This is a genomic window from Streptomyces sp. NPDC008001, from assembly GCF_042958085.1.
Classification (GTDB): domain Bacteria; phylum Actinomycetota; class Actinomycetes; order Streptomycetales; family Streptomycetaceae; genus Streptomyces.
Genome location: NZ_JBIBIZ010000012.1, coordinates 137,028 through 150,491 on the forward strand (window position 1 = coordinate 137,028; position 13,464 = coordinate 150,491).

Consider the following 13,464-nt stretch of genomic DNA (forward strand, 5'->3'; position numbering starts at 1 on the left):
CGCGGCCTCGGCGTAGGCGAACACGTCCGCCAGGGTCTCCGAAGTCGCACACCGGACTGGTCGGGGACTGCGAAGCCCCGCACGGCCAGCAACGGGCGGATCTCCCCGATGGCGCGGGAGATCGTGGAGCGGGCAATGCCGCACAGCTCGTCGAGCGCGGCGTGCGGGAGACTAGTGCGTAGGTGGACCAGGGTGACGAGCAGGAGGTCGGTGAAGATCAGGTCGCGCTTCGGGCCGGCACCGGCTTCCCGCTGTCGCTCGGTACCACGCCGCTCACGGAGCTCCGACTCGCAACGGGCGAGCCACGGATCCGCCAACTCTGCGACTGAATAGCCAAGGTGTGCACGCGAGGCGCTGCAGAAGGCAGGATGGGTCATGGCCGTACGGGCCCACTTCTTGGTCACGCTCGAGGAACCCGTGCGGCCACTGCCATGTCACGGTGGCCGCCGAGGATCAATGGGTGTGGCTCTTCTGTCAGAGCTGTCCGAGCTGGGAACTTCCCTGCAGAAGAGCAAACGCAGCCGGCGAAGCACCGGCCCGAGCATCAGGGCCTCAGCAGTCCTCCCACCCACCAGTCGTGCGGTTTGCCATCGTTGGCGATGTTGCGATTGTGCAGTGTCCCTTCGACGGTGAATCCGAGTTTCTCGGCGACGGCACGCGAGCCGGTGTTCCCGGCCATGGCCCACCACTCGATGCGGTGGACGTCGAGGGTGGCCCAGCCCCAGTCGCACAGGGCCCGAGCGGCCTCCACCGAGTACCCGCGTCCGCGCTGCTCCTTGACCGCCCAGTAACCGAGCTCCCAGACGCCACGGCTGACGAGGGTCAGGCAGTACGAGCCGACCAGGGCGCCGGTATCCTTACGGAACGCGCCGAGGGTGTAGTCCCTGTCCTCGGCCCACTGAACGGGCAGCTTCTCGCCGACAAGCTTCTCTGCGTCCGCACGCCGGTACGGCACCGGCACCGGCGTATAGAACTGAATGTCCTCGTCCTGGCAGGCTTCGTACACCGCATCCACGTCGGCAGACGTGAAGGCCCGAAGCACCAGACGGTCGGTTTCAAGAGTCACCGGATCCATTGCGGCAGTATGAACGCCACCAGCAAGCAGCGGCCAGCGAATATCCCCGAGCACCGCGCATCGCAACACACCCCGGACTGATCAACGGACGTCGAGCTGGGCGAGTTCACGTTCGTGGTCGACGGTGATCGAGCCGTAGTAGTTCACCGCTGAGCTGCGGGCCGGGGAGATGTGCGCGAGCACATCGGCGTCGACCTCGCGGCCGGCGGCGCGCAGGGTGTCGACGGCCAAGCCCAGGTACTCGGTGTGCCAGCAGATGACGGCGGTGGTCGTGACGGTCAGACACCACGCCTGCTCGCTCTGCTGCTCGGGTCGGCTGCGGGTGACCTTGCCCTCGCGGGCGTAGAGGAGCTGGCGGCGCAGGGAGTGCAGGGACTCGCCCTTGTTGAGCTGACGGGCGATCTGGTGCCGGTAGACCGGGTCGGATAGATACGTCGCGGCGTAGATCGTCCTTCTGAAGGATCCGTACTCCTTCAGCGCGGCGGCGAGGGCGTTCTTGCGGGAGGAGGCGGAGAGCTCGCCGACGATTATGGAGACAGCGGCGTGCCCGTACTTCAGTGACCCGGCGGAGCTGATAGGGGCTGAGTACGATCGATGCCCGAGCGAGTGCTTCCACGCGCGGGTTGTGAGCCCCTGCCCGGCAGATTGTGCGCCCCTGGACACTGTCGGAGCACGGCCTTGGCGACATTCTGGCAGCGGAGGCTGACGTGCCCGACACCCCGCGCGATGGCGCGACGATGACACCAGAGCGGGAACGGTCCCGCAGGGCTCACCAAGGGAGCCCACGGATTGCGGCGAGCGTCGACGTCCCGTAGCCAAGTCGGGTAGCCGGGTCACATTGCCGTGAGACCCGGCTACCCGACCAGGACTCATGTTCGGGCCGACATCTCACTAGCCGTGCGCGGCACCAGCGCACTCCATGGGCCTCGGTCTGTCTCGGGGTTCCGCAACTCGGGACTTGCGAGAGGTCATCATGGGGCGGGCTTGCACCACGAACGCCAATGAGCGCGCGAGCAAGGTGGTGGCGGTCACGAAGACGCCGGGCGATGCCGCACAGGCCCTTGCCCTGGGCGAGCAGGTCGTGGACGGCCGCGTGCCCAAGGCTGCCGGAGTGGCGCACCAACCTGTCGTCGGGGTCGGCTCGAGGCAACTCCCGGTCTTGCTGGTGGGGGTTTCAACCGGCGCGTTCGGACAGCGGCTCCTCGCGCATCGCGAGCGCCAGTACGAAGGCGAGGGCCATGAGGGGCAGGGTCCAGCCGAAGACGGGGTGGAAGGCCGCGGAGCTCTCCGCCGGGCCCGGCTGCGGGGAGTGGAGCCCTGCAGCGAGGATCGCTCCGAAGAGTGCGGCATCGTCATCAGCGTGGAGGTGCCGCCGGGCTCGTCGCGTGGCTACGAGACGAGCCCGGCAGCCTTCCTCCGCAGTTGATCCGCTTCGAGCATTGCCGCGAAGCCGGTTGAGTCGAGTACACATGTATGCCGTGTATCGAAAGTGGATCTTGAGCTGTGAATGATCTCGGTTCATGGGGTCGGGGAGATCTCACGGACGAACAGCGGGCGGTGCTGGAACCGTTGTTGCCGAAGGGCACGAGGGCCGGGCGGCCACCCGTCCGGCCTCGGCGGCAGTTGACCGACGGCATACGGTTCCATGTCCGAACCGGTGTTCCGTCGTGGAGACCGGTCGACCGGCCGTCATGGAACCGGCCCCGGTGCCAGCCGAGCTCGTCCTGCCGCGCACGGTCGCCGCGGGAATCCGGGCCGCGCGGTCGAGTGGCTGGACACATCGCTCCGACGGCTCACCGTTCGAGCTGCGCCTCTCCGCCGCCTGCTGACCGGGACGGAGCGCCGGGGGGTCCAAGAAATGGTTTGCCGACCCGGTGGCTGTGTGTCACCGTTCGGCCTGAACCGGCAGTTGATCATCGGCGGCCGGTCGATGTCGACATGCCGGCGGCCTCTCGGGGATCCACCGGAGAGGTAACGAAACGATGGGAGCCGGTGCCGTGGGGAACAACTACGAGGACGAGTGCCGCCGGTCGTTGGCCGAGGAGCAGGCGAAGAGCCTTGCCGGGACCAACAACTGGGAACATGTGGACAGGGAGCGGGTCCACCAGGACTGGGACGTCCTGTACCGGGAGATCACGGCTTTCCTGGACGGCGGCTCCCTGCCCGGGGACCAGCAGATCCAGGAGCTCGTCCGCAGACACTTCGACATCGTTAGCCGGTTCTACACCCCCTCCAGGGAGGCTTACGTCGGCATGTCGCTCTTCTACGCCGAGGACGAGGCCATGAGGGCGTTCCACGATTCCTACCACCCCGGGATGGTGGATTTCCTGGGCGCCGCGATCAAGGTGTTCGCCGAGCAGGGGAGCGGGTTCGCCCCCAGCGCAGGGACCGAGGCTTCGGCGTAGTCGGGCGACGGGCCAGGACATGCATGGACGGGGTAGGCCCCGGGGCCGTCGCAGCCCCGGGGAGGAGGAAGCAGAGACCGGGGTCTCGGGCTGGTGCCGAGGCAACATCGTGCGTGAGGACGACTTCGCCTGCGTCTCCTGCGGGAGCGATCTGCCCGCGGCGTGGAACGTGGATTACGCTGCGTGAGACCGCGGGTCACAGCCACTCGTTAATGGTTGCGACGAGGGCGGTCGCTTCGCAGCGGACGGCGGGCTTGTCGTATCGCGTGGCGACAGCGCGATGTCTCTTGAGGCGGTTGATCCCGCACTCGACCGCGTGACGCTCGCGGTAGTCGGCCGGGTCGAATCGCGGCGGCCGGCCGCCGCGGTAGCCGATCTTCCGGCGGTTGCGTGCCTGGTCGGCCCGCACCCGGTCGGGGCGGAGGCGTGGCCGGCCCGGCCCGATGCGAGGTACGCGGATCTTTTCCAGCACGGGCTCGAACTGAGGCGAGTCGCCGCGCTGACCGGCCGTGACCATGATCGTCATGGGCTTCTGGCCGTGCCCGACAGCCAGGTGCAGCTTGGTGGTGAGCCCGCCGCGCGAACGTCCCGGCCCGTGATCGCCGGGCTCGGTTGACACGCCATCCGGTGGTTCTTTCTGCAGGTCACCCTGCTTGCGGGCGCCGGCCGCATGCTGATGAGCTCGGCACGCCGTGGAGTCGACGCTCAGATCCCGTGTGATCACACCTTCCGCGTCGGCCAAGGGCTGGAGACGGGTGAGGATCTGGTGCCAGGTGCCGTTCCGCTGCCGTCGGCGGAATAGGTCGTAGATCCGGCCCCACGGTCCGTACTCGACGGGCACGTCCCGCCACGGAACACCGGTTCGGACACGGAAGCGTATGCCGTCGGTCAACTGCCGCCGAGGCCAGACGGGTGGCCGCCGGCCCTCGTGCCCTTCGGCAACAACGGATCCAGCACCGCCCACTGTTCGTGCGTGAGATCTCCCCGACCCATGAACCGAGATCATTCACAGCTCAAGATCCACTTTCGATACATGGCCTGGTCGGCCGCGGTGTGGATCTTGATGGGGCGAATGCCGTCCGCGCAGTCGATGAAGTCGTTCCCGGTGGCGAGGGCGCCGTCGAGGTCACCTTGGCGCAGGAGGAAAACGCCGGGCGAAAACGACCTCTACCACCGGCTCGAGGTCTACACGCCCAACGACACCGCCTCGGCCGACGCGCTGCATCTATTGTCCAATCAGGTCGCCGACAGGCAGAAGGCCGAAGCCATCCACGCGGAGGCGGCCCAGTACCCGGACAGGTAACTGCTGTCTACGACCGGCGATCCGCTGTCCATGCCGCCCCGCGGCCATCGGCGGCAGAAACCGGTTCGGTTCAGATCACACCCTGAAGTACCTGTAACCGGAGGTCGGGAAAGGGTTCAGCCGGCGTCTGGCGGCCGGCGTCGAACCGTCGTAGGCAGCGGCTCACGGAGCCCGATCCCAGGGTGCCCGCCGCGCGGGACGCGAAGCAGCGCACCATGCCCGTGCGGGCAAGGTGTATCGCACGGACGTAACAGAAGAAGAGCAGGGCACCAGCTCCCCGGAGTACCAGCCCGGCGAGAAGGCCGACGGCCAGGGCAGCACCCTCAGCCGGTCGTCCTCTCGGCGGATGAAGACGCGGCCATGGGGCCAGCGGCCAGCCGGCCCGGGACGGTCTCAAGGAATTCCCCAGGACTGACCGGCCGGTCGGCCCGCGGAGCTCAAACAAGCACTACGCCCCAGCCCACCCACGGTCACTCTCCGCTGCTCAGCAAGCTCGGACTGCAACGATGCCGGGTTGGGGGGCATCGGGGCGGATGCATCTTCCGAGCGCGCGTGTGAACCTGAATACGGGGTTGAAGTGCGAGAGAGATGAGATGGGAGCCATGACCTGGCTGCCTAAGAGGAAGCACAAGGAGCCCCATTCCGCCGAGGACAAGCACCGGCGGCGGGATGAGGCGGCACGGGCCGAGCAGGCACGGGAAGAGACGAAGGACGACGTCTACAAGACCCCACCCGAACAGGATGTCCTCGGCTGGGGCCACCGCAAGGATTACCCGCCCGACTGACCAAGCCCACGGCAGCAAAACGTGCAGCGACACAGCGGTAGTGCTGTCAGAGGCTCAGGAAAAGATCCAAGCCACACCTCACACCTTCCCTGGAGGTGATCTCGATGGCAACATTCCAACTCGGGGAATCCGTAAGCAGGACGAAGGGCCTGACAAGCATCGGTTCTGCGGCTCCTCCCCCGGTCGTCCTCAGAGCACAGCCCGATTCCTATGTCCGCCTGGAGACTCCCGATGAACTCCAGGCATGGGAAGAGGCCGTTCGCGCCACCACCGGCCTCAGGATCGATGCCAGCCGGATGGCAGGGTCGGCGTCCGAGTCCTGTTCGTGCGGTTGCAGCGACGATTGCTGCGTGGACTGCCCTGAGCAATGATCCTCACGGTCTCCGTCAGGGACGATCTCCACACCCTTGCCGTCCGTGAAGCCGCCGCCCGCCGTGGGTACACCGATTTTCACGTCATGGAGTGCGACCGGATCAGCGGGCGACGCAGCCTGGCGTGGAGTTCTCACGGAGAGTCGTCCGCCACGGTCCTGACGTCCGATGGGGTTGACCTGCCTCTGGCGGATGTCTCGGTGCTGTGGTGGCGGAGAATGCGAGCGAACCAGCAAGTCTCGGCTCAGACGTCGGACGACTTTCAGCGACGCCTGGTCAACAACGATTGCCGTGGCGCTCTCGGCGGTATCCTCGCGGCGGCCTACCGAGGTCTGTGGGTATCTCCGCCGGAAGCAACCGACCGCGCCGCGGACAAGTTGTACCAGATTTCCGTGGCGCAGGAGGCGGGGTTCCGCGTTCCACGGACCCTCGTTTCCCAGTCGCGCCAGGACGTCATTGACTTCGCTCGGCAGGTGGGACGGATCATCGTCAAGCCGGTGGTCGGTGCGAGCGGCCCGTTGATGTTCACGCAGTACATCGATGATCCGTTTTCCATCCCCGAAGAGTCCTTCACCGCGTGCCCAGCCGTATACCAGGAGTACATCCCCGGTCGGCGGCACGTGAGGCTCAACTGCTTCGGTGACCGCTTCTACGCTGCCTTGATCGAGACGGACAGCCTCGACTGGCGCCCCGACTTGAATGTCCCCATCTCCAAGTGGAGTGTTCCGACGGACATGGCCCGGCAAGTCGTGTCCGTGCTGCAACGACTCGGCCTGCGCATGGGAATCATCGACATCAAGCTCACACCAGATGGAGAACCAGTATGGCTGGAAGTGAACCCTCAGGGGCAGTTCCTCTTCCTCGAGCCGTTGCTGGGTGAACCGTTGGCCGACCACTTCTTCGACTTTCTCCTGTCGAGCTCAGAAGCTTCACGGTGGTGAGCAGCTTCACGGTGGTGATCGTGCAGCAGGCCGGCACACAGGCTCCCGGCCCGTCACCCTGCCGGAGGCGTGCGGTCGCGTCGGGCTCAGCCCGGTGTTTGGCTGAGGGAACCGCGGCTGCCGAGTGGCTCCCGCGCGTCCGAGTCGTCCTCACTCCATCGCCCGCCGCAGGGCCGGCGACAGGGGAGAGAAAGGTGCGTCCCCATGGCGAACAAGGGGCAGCAGTTCCGGGTCGAGTTCGAGGGCATCAGCCTGCCCGACGAAGTGGTGCAGCGGATCGACGCCGCCATCCGCAAAGCCGTCCTCACGGAACTGGCCACCGTCGACATCCAGGCCCAGGCCCAGGACCTGCTGGCCGAGGACCTGACGATCGGCCACATCGGCGGGGGCCACACCCAGGGCATCCGCGTGCGGCAGGTCGAGGTCTAGGTGGCACCCACGGGCTCCGGCACCGATCCGGTACCGGCCCCGGGAACCGTGGAACGAGGCACGCTGTGCCCCAGCTCCACCTGCCACGAGGGAGCCGTGCTCATCGCGGTGCTGGGAGAGGACGGGCGCCTCGGCTACGTTCGCCCTGCCATGCCGGTCGACGAGCAGTTCATCGAGGCATGCACAGGACACGGCGACCCCGAGTCCCGCTTCCGGTTCGCGGACACCTGCGCGCAGGAGGGCTGCGAACACTGGAGCGGCCGGCACTGTTCGCTGGTCGGCCGCTTGGCCGGCGCCCGGAGCGAAGCCGGGCCGGACCAGGGCGACGGCCTCCCGCGCTGCGGAATCCGCGCCGAATGTCGGTGGTTCGCCCAGGACGGGCCGCGCGCCTGCGGGGTCTGCCCGCTCGTCGTCTACCGGCCCACCCCGGTCGGCCGTCCCCCGGCAACGGGCACCTCGCAGACGGCGGAGGCAGCCGAGACGGCAGGAACCGCAGTGACGACGGCAGCAACCGCAGCGACGCCGAGGGCACCGCGTACAGCCGGGGCCGAGGGCCTCAAGTATGAGCCGGACTGAGCCGGTAGCCCGCCCTGACCACCGGCCCGGCTCACGCCGGCAGCAGCTGGCAGCAGCGGCGGACGACTCGAGCCGGCCAGTTCAGGAGCCACCCTCACCCCGCTTCCGCCCAGGCCCTGGCCCGGCCAGTGGCCTACCTCGGGGGGTTCGCGCTCGCACCGCTCGCGGAATCCTTGTCCGGCGACCACACGCTGGCCGAAACCCTACGGGCGTGGAGTCGCGGCATGGCGCCCGAGCAGGCCATGGCTATCGCCCGGTGGCTGCACGAACACGACATCATGACCGTAGCCGGCTGACGAGTTCGCCTGCGGGCTCAGCAGCAGCGCCCCTGCGCTTCGGCCTTGCTGAAGTTCCCCGCCGACGAACGCCTTCGCGCGGGGATCGTGAAGTACATCGTTCCGATATCGCCCCGCCCCCATCCGGGGTCCTCGTCCTCCGCGAGCTGGAGCAGATGGGCTACGGGGCCGTCGGCGCTTCGGTAGAACACCCCGGACCGTAGGAGGTGCCGGGCCGGCCGAACGTCTCCATCATCAGGCGATCACGCCCCCTCCGGCCCATCTCCCTCCCGGTCAACGTCCCAACGCACTACCACGGCCCGCCCGCAGACTCGCGCAGGTCCGCGGTGAACTCCGGTGACCGCTCGAACCAGCGGCATGGGGGGCTCGGCGGGGAAACCGCTCCAGCCGGGCCGGCGCTTGAGCCGCCTCCTCAACCGTCGCTCCTCGGCACTGCGAAGGTCACGGCCATTCAGGATGCGGCCGCCGCTTCTGGTTTCTCGTGCCCGCAGCCAGCGCCCACTTGAGGTCCGCCTTCTCGCACTCGAAGCTGATCCACACCGCCCTCCGCGCTTGGAGGTACTGCTCCCCCTCGGTCCGCCTCAAGCGTCTGAGCTGCGGGTACTTCGCTATCGCCTCGGGCGGTATGCGGTCTTGCCATGCCATCGGTGCGTCACTCCTGGATCTTGGTGCGGTGGGCGACGCTACCCGGGGGTCTGACACTATGATCACCCACCCGCCGCTCCCGTGACCCGCAGACGGCGCTCGGCGCGCGTCCGTGAACGAGGCCGGGACCGGTCCAGCCCGTCCGCACCACACTCCCCGGGGCTGACCCCATCCCCTCATGCGCACACGCCGCTACCCCTCGACACGACAGGCGCCGCGTTGGCCCTCATCGAGCCTTCTCTGAACTACGAGGAATCTCCTTCAGTCCCACCACGAAACGACAAACAGCCTTCGTTGTGCGGCCTCCGCGTAGAAGTCCCTCAGCGCTGTGAAGTGGGTCGTCAGGTAGGCCAATAGGTCGCCCCTGAAGTCGTCGCCGGCGAAGGTTTCGAGGCAGTCTGCCGGAATTTCGGCCATCACCCTGTCCCAGTCCAGCCCAGCAAGCTTCGCTGCGACGTCGGCCACGGAGGCCGGCGCGAGACCTGCGGGAGTGGGCCCGAAGCCACCTGTTGCTTCCGGATGACTCAGCACCGACACGTCGACGCTCGCATCACCGTTCAGCGCACAGTCGAGGGCCTCCAACATGGGCGAATCCACTCCTACGAGCTTGCAGGCGTCGCGGAGAAGGCGCGGGGACCAGTCGAGGTCGATCCAATCCTCGGCAGGCGGGCCCCAGTCAGGATCACCGTCTGGGCTGACCGCTGCCGAGGCGCGGCACCGAGCGATGTATGCCCCGCTCACTCGAGCGAGTTGTTGTGTCACGGCCATGTACTCAGTATTCCTTTGGCGGTCCGGGCTTGGGAAGTCCGGCCCAGGCCGCCAAGCGAGCGAGGCCGCTGGCCTGGATCCAGTCGAAGAACAGGGCAGCGGACGCTTGCGTTTGTTGCTCGCTTCTCCGGCCGGATGTCACGCATAGCCCCAGCTCGATTTACCCAGGCGGAGGCAACGGCTTCGCTGGCACAATCATTGGATGACCAGCAATGACATCCGGTTCGACTGCCGGCAGCGTGGCGACGGCGGCCCGCTCGTAATCGTCCCCCGCATCGACGGAGCACCACTCACCGAGCTGATCGATGGGTTCGAGATCGCGGCCGGGATGCAGCCCGCAGGCGACGCCTACGGCGGTCTGATCCCGGAGTTCTTCCGGTTCGGCCCGATGCAGGATCACTTCCTCGGACGGTCCGCCAATGCGATGGGGCCGAAGACACCCATTCTCGGTTGCGAATGCGGCGAATGGGGATGCTGGCCCCTGATGGCCCGCATCACCGCGACAGCCGACCTCGTGATCTGGGACTCCTTCGAGCAACCCCATCGCAAGACCCGCGAGTACACGGCATTCGGTCCGTTCCGGTTCGACCGTCGCCAATACGATGACGCCCTGCGCGCGCTGAACGCCGCAATCGACCCCGACGAGACGTAATCCGCACCCGTTACCGATAGTTCAGAAAAGCAGCTGTGCTCGTGCTGGCAGCCGGTGCCGTAGGCCGGCCGCAGTCACCTAGGGTGACCTTCCGCCGTTCGAAGTGACCGAGCAACTCTTCCCACCCTTGGTCGGTTGGGCTCGGATATTCCTTGCTGGGCCGTAGGGCCCGGCGACGGGTGATGAAGGCCCGGTGACCGTTGATGGCTTCCTCGGGATAGACCGCTGATGGTGGAGTCGGACATTGGAACTGCCTCAATGCCTCATCCAACGTGGATCCAGGTCGTGAAGTCGGCGGCGAGCCCGGGCGGGTTGGCCGCCTCGGTCCTGCGAGCTATCCCCTCGTAGTACTCCAGCTCGTGGAGGATCACGGGCACGGGCTTGCCGATGGCGCTCTTGATGACCCCGTCGTTGTGGAGGCCGCGAGCGAGCTGGACGCATGCCTGGTTGAAATTGGTCTCGATCAGCGCGGTGGTCGGCCCCACGGTTGTCATCCAGTCCTCGGGGTGCGTGGGCTCGTCGTACCAAAGCCCGAGTTCGCTGATCCACTGGTGGCGTGCTGTGGCTCCGTCGGGGTCTCGGGTGAGGTCGCCGATGACCGTGAGCTCGTTCTGTAGCCAGAAGGCGTAGTTCCAGCGGGCTTCCGCCTCGTCGGAGGCGTCCGCGACGGTGCGTCGGCACTGGGCTTCGGTGTTGTATCCGATGGTCAGGGTGGGCTGTCGTGGGTCGTCCCTCTCGTTGTCAATGAAGAACGAGATGACGTACATGTCCTCTGCCTCGGCGGCCGGGATCGAGCTGATCGCTCGCTCGGCAAGGGTTCGGAGATGGTCCTGGAAGGTCACGGGGCTGGAGCCTTTCGAGTGCGGTTGCTGACGTCGGCGGCGTAGGCGGCCCAGTCGCCAACGGCGGCTCGCTGCCATTTGACGGCTATGGTGATGTGGATGCCCAGCGTGCGGGCGAGGATCACGGAGGGCAGCTCTGTGGTGAGCTGGAACAGCGCGGTCGAGCGGGTCTCGGCGAGCCGGATGCCGAGCTTGCGGAGCCTTTCGCCCATGGCCCAGGCGCTGACCGGGCGGCCCGGTCGGCCGCCGGGGAGCCGTGATGGTTCAGTGGGCGTTGCGCAGCTCGTGCAGGAAGGGCAGCAGGCCGTGGAGACGGCCGTCGGCTACTCCTGGCCCTTCCGTAACTCCGCCAGCAGCCGCTCCTGCACCTGCACGAGTTCCCCGCCGGTGGTCTGCGCGGTGATGCCCGACTCGTCAGCGGTCCACATCTCCCCCAGGTCCGAGGCCTTGACGAGCGCCTCGATGGCGTCGGTGGCGTCCTGCGTGTCAACGTCGAGCCGACCGATGTGGTTGTTGCCGTCCCACACGATGGCAGCGCCGTTCCCGGTGCGCTGCACACGGTGCGTAACCGCTGGTGGGAGGATGCGGCGAGGGCGAGAAAGCTTCTCCGTGTGCTGCGCCGGATTCACCGTGCCGTGCGCGACCCGGGAGCAGGCCGGGCGGCGCAACTGCTGGGCGATCAGATGGTTCCGAAGGAAACGGCCTGCGTCACAACCGCCGGCGGCAGCCGGGCCGGCGGGGGCAGCGGCGGGAGGGCCGGCCCGGCCCGCAGGCCTTGAATCAGCAGCGTGGCGAAGCGCCGTGAGGCGGTCACCGTGGCGGCCGGGGAGGTGGTCCGGATGCCGCTGTTGGCCATGAGCACCATGATCAGGTCGTCCAGGACGAAGTCCGGGCGCAGCTTGCCGGCCGCTTTGGCCCGGCGGGCGAGTTCGGCGACCTTGCCCAGTGCCTGCTCCCGGTCCGCGGCGAAGTCGATCGCGCGGGGGAAGGCCGAGCTGAAGGCCGCGGTGAGCCCCCGGTCGCGCGCCTGCATTTCACACACCGTCTCGATCACCAGGCAGAGGCCGCGCCATGGGTCAGGGTCGGCCAGTCCCTCGTCGACGACGGCCGTGCAGGCCGTCATCTGCTCGCGGAAGGCTTCGGTGACCAGCGCCTCCTTGGTCGGAAAGTGCCGGTAGACGGTCGCGGGCCCGACCTCGGCGCGCCGCGCGATCTCGCGCATCGCCACGTCCAGCCCCTGCTCGGCGAAGGTCGTGCGGGCCACGGCGAGGATGCGCTCCCGGTTGTCCCGGGCATCGGAGCGCAGGGAGTGAGACAAAGGGTTCGTCACCGCTCTCACTTTAGCCAAACGGACAGGGTGTTCCGGATAACGTCCGGCGCCATGAGAGCACTGACATTCTCCGAGTACGGCCCCGCGAGCGTCCTGGAAGTCGCCGAAGTACCAGAACCACACGCGGGACCAGGCCACATCCGGGTGGGCGTACGGGCGTCCGGTCTCACTCCCGCCGACTGCCGCCTGCGTTCAGGCCGGTTCCGCGACATGGTGCCGCTGCGCCTGCCCCACGTACTCGGCATGGACGCCGCGGGGGTGGTCGACGAGGTCGGCACAGGGGTCACCGGTATCCGGCCGGGTGACGAGGTCTTCGGCATCGTCGACGTCACGGAACTCGGCGGTGCGAATGCCGAGTACGCCGTCCTGGCAGCATGGGCGCTCAAGCCGGACGCGCTGAGCTGGGAGCAGGCCGGCGGCGCCGCCGGGAACGTCGAGACCGCCACGCGGGCCCTCGACCGGCTGAAGGTCGGCACCGGCACGACCTTGCTGATCGAGGGCGCGGCCGGCGGGGTCGGCACGGTCGCCGTCCAACTCGCGGCGGCCCGCGGCGCGACCGTCATCGGCACAGCCGGTGCGCACAACCACGAGTTCGTCGCCGGGCTGGGAGCGACGCCGATCACCTACGGCCCCGGGCTGGGCGAGCGGGCCACCGCCCTGGCACCGGACGGGGTCGACGCCGTCCTGGACTGCGCCGGATCCGGCTCGCTGCCCGACCTGGTGGACCTCACCGGAAGCCCGGACCGGGTGGTGACCATCGCCGACATGAACGCCGCTGCGTACGGCGTCCACCACACGCGCTCGTCGGGCCCGGGAGCGGACCCGCAGGCGGTCGACGGACTCGCCGTGGCCGCCGCTCTCGCCGGTCAGGGCCGCTTTACCGTGCCAATCGCGGCCACCTTCCCCATCGAGAACGCGGCCGAGGCACACCGGTTGAGCGAAACCGGCCACGCCCGGGGGAAGATCGTGCTCACTCTCCAGGGGGCCCGTGGTTATCACATCGAATCGGTCGGTTCGCCGAGAAACTCGAGTTGACCGCCGCTCGG

Annotated in this window: 17 protein-coding genes and 2 pseudogenes; 10 read left to right on the top strand and 9 right to left on the bottom strand. The window is 67.9% G+C overall.

Annotation, left to right across the window (positions count from 1 at the left end; translation table 11 throughout):
- Positions 1-134 precede the first annotated feature (134 nt).
- From ACFZCD_RS30595 to ACFZCD_RS30605, 3 genes and pseudogenes are all read right to left on the bottom strand, one after another.
- A pseudogene (locus ACFZCD_RS30595) lies at positions 135-377 on the bottom strand (IS5/IS1182 family transposase); the annotation flags it as partial.
- A gap of 167 nt (positions 378-544) precedes the next feature.
- Complete coding sequence (locus ACFZCD_RS30600; RefSeq protein ID WP_391836305.1) at positions 545-1,075, bottom strand: GNAT family N-acetyltransferase; 531 nt, start codon at positions 1,073-1,075, stop codon at positions 545-547.
- An 81-nt stretch (positions 1,076-1,156) separates the two neighbouring features.
- Positions 1,157-1,738 carry a Tn3 family transposase gene (locus ACFZCD_RS30605; RefSeq protein WP_391836306.1) on the bottom strand — a complete coding sequence of 194 codons (582 nt, stop codon included), beginning with the start codon at positions 1,736-1,738 and terminating at the stop codon, positions 1,157-1,159.
- A gap of 295 nt (positions 1,739-2,033) precedes the next feature.
- Here ACFZCD_RS30605 and ACFZCD_RS30610 point away from each other — a divergent pair, with 295 nt between their 5' ends.
- From ACFZCD_RS30610 to ACFZCD_RS30620, 3 genes and pseudogenes are all read left to right on the top strand, one after another.
- The gene (locus ACFZCD_RS30610) at positions 2,034-2,501 is read left to right on the top strand and encodes a hypothetical protein (RefSeq protein WP_391836307.1); all 468 of its coding nucleotides are present in this window, start codon (positions 2,034-2,036) and stop codon (positions 2,499-2,501) included.
- Positions 2,502-2,578: 77 nt separating this feature from the next.
- A pseudogene (locus ACFZCD_RS30615) lies at positions 2,579-2,761 on the top strand (transposase); the annotation flags it as partial.
- Positions 2,762-3,072: 311 nt separating this feature from the next.
- Complete coding sequence (locus ACFZCD_RS30620; protein ID WP_391836308.1) at positions 3,073-3,480, top strand: TipAS antibiotic-recognition domain-containing protein; 408 nt, start codon at positions 3,073-3,075, stop codon at positions 3,478-3,480.
- Between the two features lie 196 nt (positions 3,481-3,676).
- Here the strand turns inward: ACFZCD_RS30620 and ACFZCD_RS30625 are convergent.
- Positions 3,677-4,473, bottom strand: a protein-coding gene (locus ACFZCD_RS30625; RefSeq protein WP_391836309.1) for an IS5 family transposase whose coding sequence is annotated in 2 segments (ribosomal slippage) — positions 3,677-4,384 and positions 4,387-4,473 — 795 coding nt in all. Because the reading frame shifts where the segments join, the coding sequence is not laid out codon by codon here.
- A 40-nt stretch (positions 4,474-4,513) separates the two neighbouring features.
- Between ACFZCD_RS30625 and ACFZCD_RS30630 the strand changes: the two genes are divergently transcribed.
- The 5 genes from ACFZCD_RS30630 to ACFZCD_RS30650 all read left to right on the top strand — a co-directional run bounded on the left by ACFZCD_RS30630 (position 4,514) and on the right by ACFZCD_RS30650 (position 7,885).
- Positions 4,514-4,783: a hypothetical protein gene (locus ACFZCD_RS30630; protein ID WP_391836310.1), complete on the top strand. Its 270-nt coding sequence runs from the start codon at positions 4,514-4,516 to the stop codon at positions 4,781-4,783.
- Between the two features lie 602 nt (positions 4,784-5,385).
- The gene (locus tag ACFZCD_RS30635) at positions 5,386-5,568 is read left to right on the top strand and encodes a hypothetical protein (protein WP_391836311.1); all 183 of its coding nucleotides are present in this window, start codon (positions 5,386-5,388) and stop codon (positions 5,566-5,568) included.
- A 367-nt stretch (positions 5,569-5,935) separates the two neighbouring features.
- Positions 5,936-6,880, top strand: a complete 945-nt coding sequence (locus tag ACFZCD_RS30640; protein ID WP_391836312.1) for a RimK family alpha-L-glutamate ligase — start codon at positions 5,936-5,938, stop codon at positions 6,878-6,880.
- Between the two features lie 204 nt (positions 6,881-7,084).
- Complete coding sequence (locus ACFZCD_RS30645; protein WP_391836313.1) at positions 7,085-7,309, top strand: hypothetical protein; 225 nt, start codon at positions 7,085-7,087, stop codon at positions 7,307-7,309.
- A 48-nt stretch (positions 7,310-7,357) separates the two neighbouring features.
- Complete coding sequence (locus ACFZCD_RS30650; RefSeq protein ID WP_391836314.1) at positions 7,358-7,885, top strand: hypothetical protein; 528 nt, start codon at positions 7,358-7,360, stop codon at positions 7,883-7,885.
- Between the two features lie 1,202 nt (positions 7,886-9,087).
- Here ACFZCD_RS30650 and ACFZCD_RS30655 read toward each other — a convergent pair.
- On the bottom strand, positions 9,088-9,411 hold the full coding sequence (locus ACFZCD_RS30655) for a DUF1877 family protein (RefSeq protein WP_391836315.1): 324 nt from the start codon (positions 9,409-9,411) through the stop codon (positions 9,088-9,090).
- Positions 9,412-9,796: 385 nt separating this feature from the next.
- Between ACFZCD_RS30655 and ACFZCD_RS30660 the strand changes: the two genes are divergently transcribed.
- Positions 9,797-10,246, top strand: a complete 450-nt coding sequence (locus ACFZCD_RS30660) for a hypothetical protein (RefSeq protein ID WP_391836316.1) — start codon at positions 9,797-9,799, stop codon at positions 10,244-10,246.
- A gap of 263 nt (positions 10,247-10,509) precedes the next feature.
- Here the strand turns inward: ACFZCD_RS30660 and ACFZCD_RS30665 are convergent, their stop codons facing one another.
- The 4 genes from ACFZCD_RS30665 to ACFZCD_RS30680 all read right to left on the bottom strand — a co-directional run bounded on the left by ACFZCD_RS30665 (position 10,510) and on the right by ACFZCD_RS30680 (position 12,418).
- Positions 10,510-11,088, bottom strand: a complete 579-nt coding sequence (locus ACFZCD_RS30665) for a hypothetical protein (protein WP_391836317.1) — start codon at positions 11,086-11,088, stop codon at positions 10,510-10,512.
- Positions 11,085-11,300, bottom strand: coding sequence for a hypothetical protein (locus tag ACFZCD_RS30670; RefSeq protein ID WP_391836318.1), 216 nt, complete (start codon positions 11,298-11,300; stop codon positions 11,085-11,087). The genes ACFZCD_RS30665 and ACFZCD_RS30670 overlap by 4 nt, the downstream gene beginning before the upstream one ends.
- A 111-nt stretch (positions 11,301-11,411) precedes the next feature.
- On the bottom strand, positions 11,412-11,645 hold the full coding sequence (locus tag ACFZCD_RS30675) for a hypothetical protein (RefSeq protein WP_391836319.1): 234 nt from the start codon (positions 11,643-11,645) through the stop codon (positions 11,412-11,414).
- A gap of 122 nt (positions 11,646-11,767) precedes the next feature.
- Positions 11,768-12,418 carry a TetR/AcrR family transcriptional regulator gene (locus ACFZCD_RS30680; protein ID WP_391836320.1) on the bottom strand — a complete coding sequence of 217 codons (651 nt, stop codon included), beginning with the start codon at positions 12,416-12,418 and terminating at the stop codon, positions 11,768-11,770.
- A gap of 51 nt (positions 12,419-12,469) precedes the next feature.
- Between ACFZCD_RS30680 and ACFZCD_RS30685 the strand changes: the two genes are divergently transcribed.
- Positions 12,470-13,453: an NADP-dependent oxidoreductase gene (locus tag ACFZCD_RS30685; protein WP_391836321.1), complete on the top strand. Its 984-nt coding sequence runs from the start codon at positions 12,470-12,472 to the stop codon at positions 13,451-13,453.
- The last annotated feature ends 11 nt before the right edge of the window (positions 13,454-13,464 follow it).

Coding starts and splice junctions, on each gene's coding strand:
- ACFZCD_RS30600 (WP_391836305.1), bottom strand. CDS start 1,075: ATGGATCCGGTGACTCTTGAAACCGACCGTCTGGTGCTTCGGGCCTTC.
- ACFZCD_RS30630 (WP_391836310.1), top strand. CDS start 4,514: ATGGCCTGGTCGGCCGCGGTGTGGATCTTGATGGGGCGAATGCCGTCC.
- ACFZCD_RS30635 (WP_391836311.1), top strand. CDS start 5,386: ATGACCTGGCTGCCTAAGAGGAAGCACAAGGAGCCCCATTCCGCCGAG.
- ACFZCD_RS30640 (WP_391836312.1), top strand. CDS start 5,936: ATGATCCTCACGGTCTCCGTCAGGGACGATCTCCACACCCTTGCCGTC.
- ACFZCD_RS30645 (WP_391836313.1), top strand. CDS start 7,085: ATGGCGAACAAGGGGCAGCAGTTCCGGGTCGAGTTCGAGGGCATCAGC.
- ACFZCD_RS30655 (WP_391836315.1), bottom strand. CDS start 9,411: ATGTTGGAGGCCCTCGACTGTGCGCTGAACGGTGATGCGAGCGTCGAC.
- ACFZCD_RS30660 (WP_391836316.1), top strand. CDS start 9,797: ATGACCAGCAATGACATCCGGTTCGACTGCCGGCAGCGTGGCGACGGC.
- ACFZCD_RS30670 (WP_391836318.1), bottom strand. CDS start 11,300: ATGGGCGAAAGGCTCCGCAAGCTCGGCATCCGGCTCGCCGAGACCCGC.
- ACFZCD_RS30685 (WP_391836321.1), top strand. CDS start 12,470: ATGAGAGCACTGACATTCTCCGAGTACGGCCCCGCGAGCGTCCTGGAA.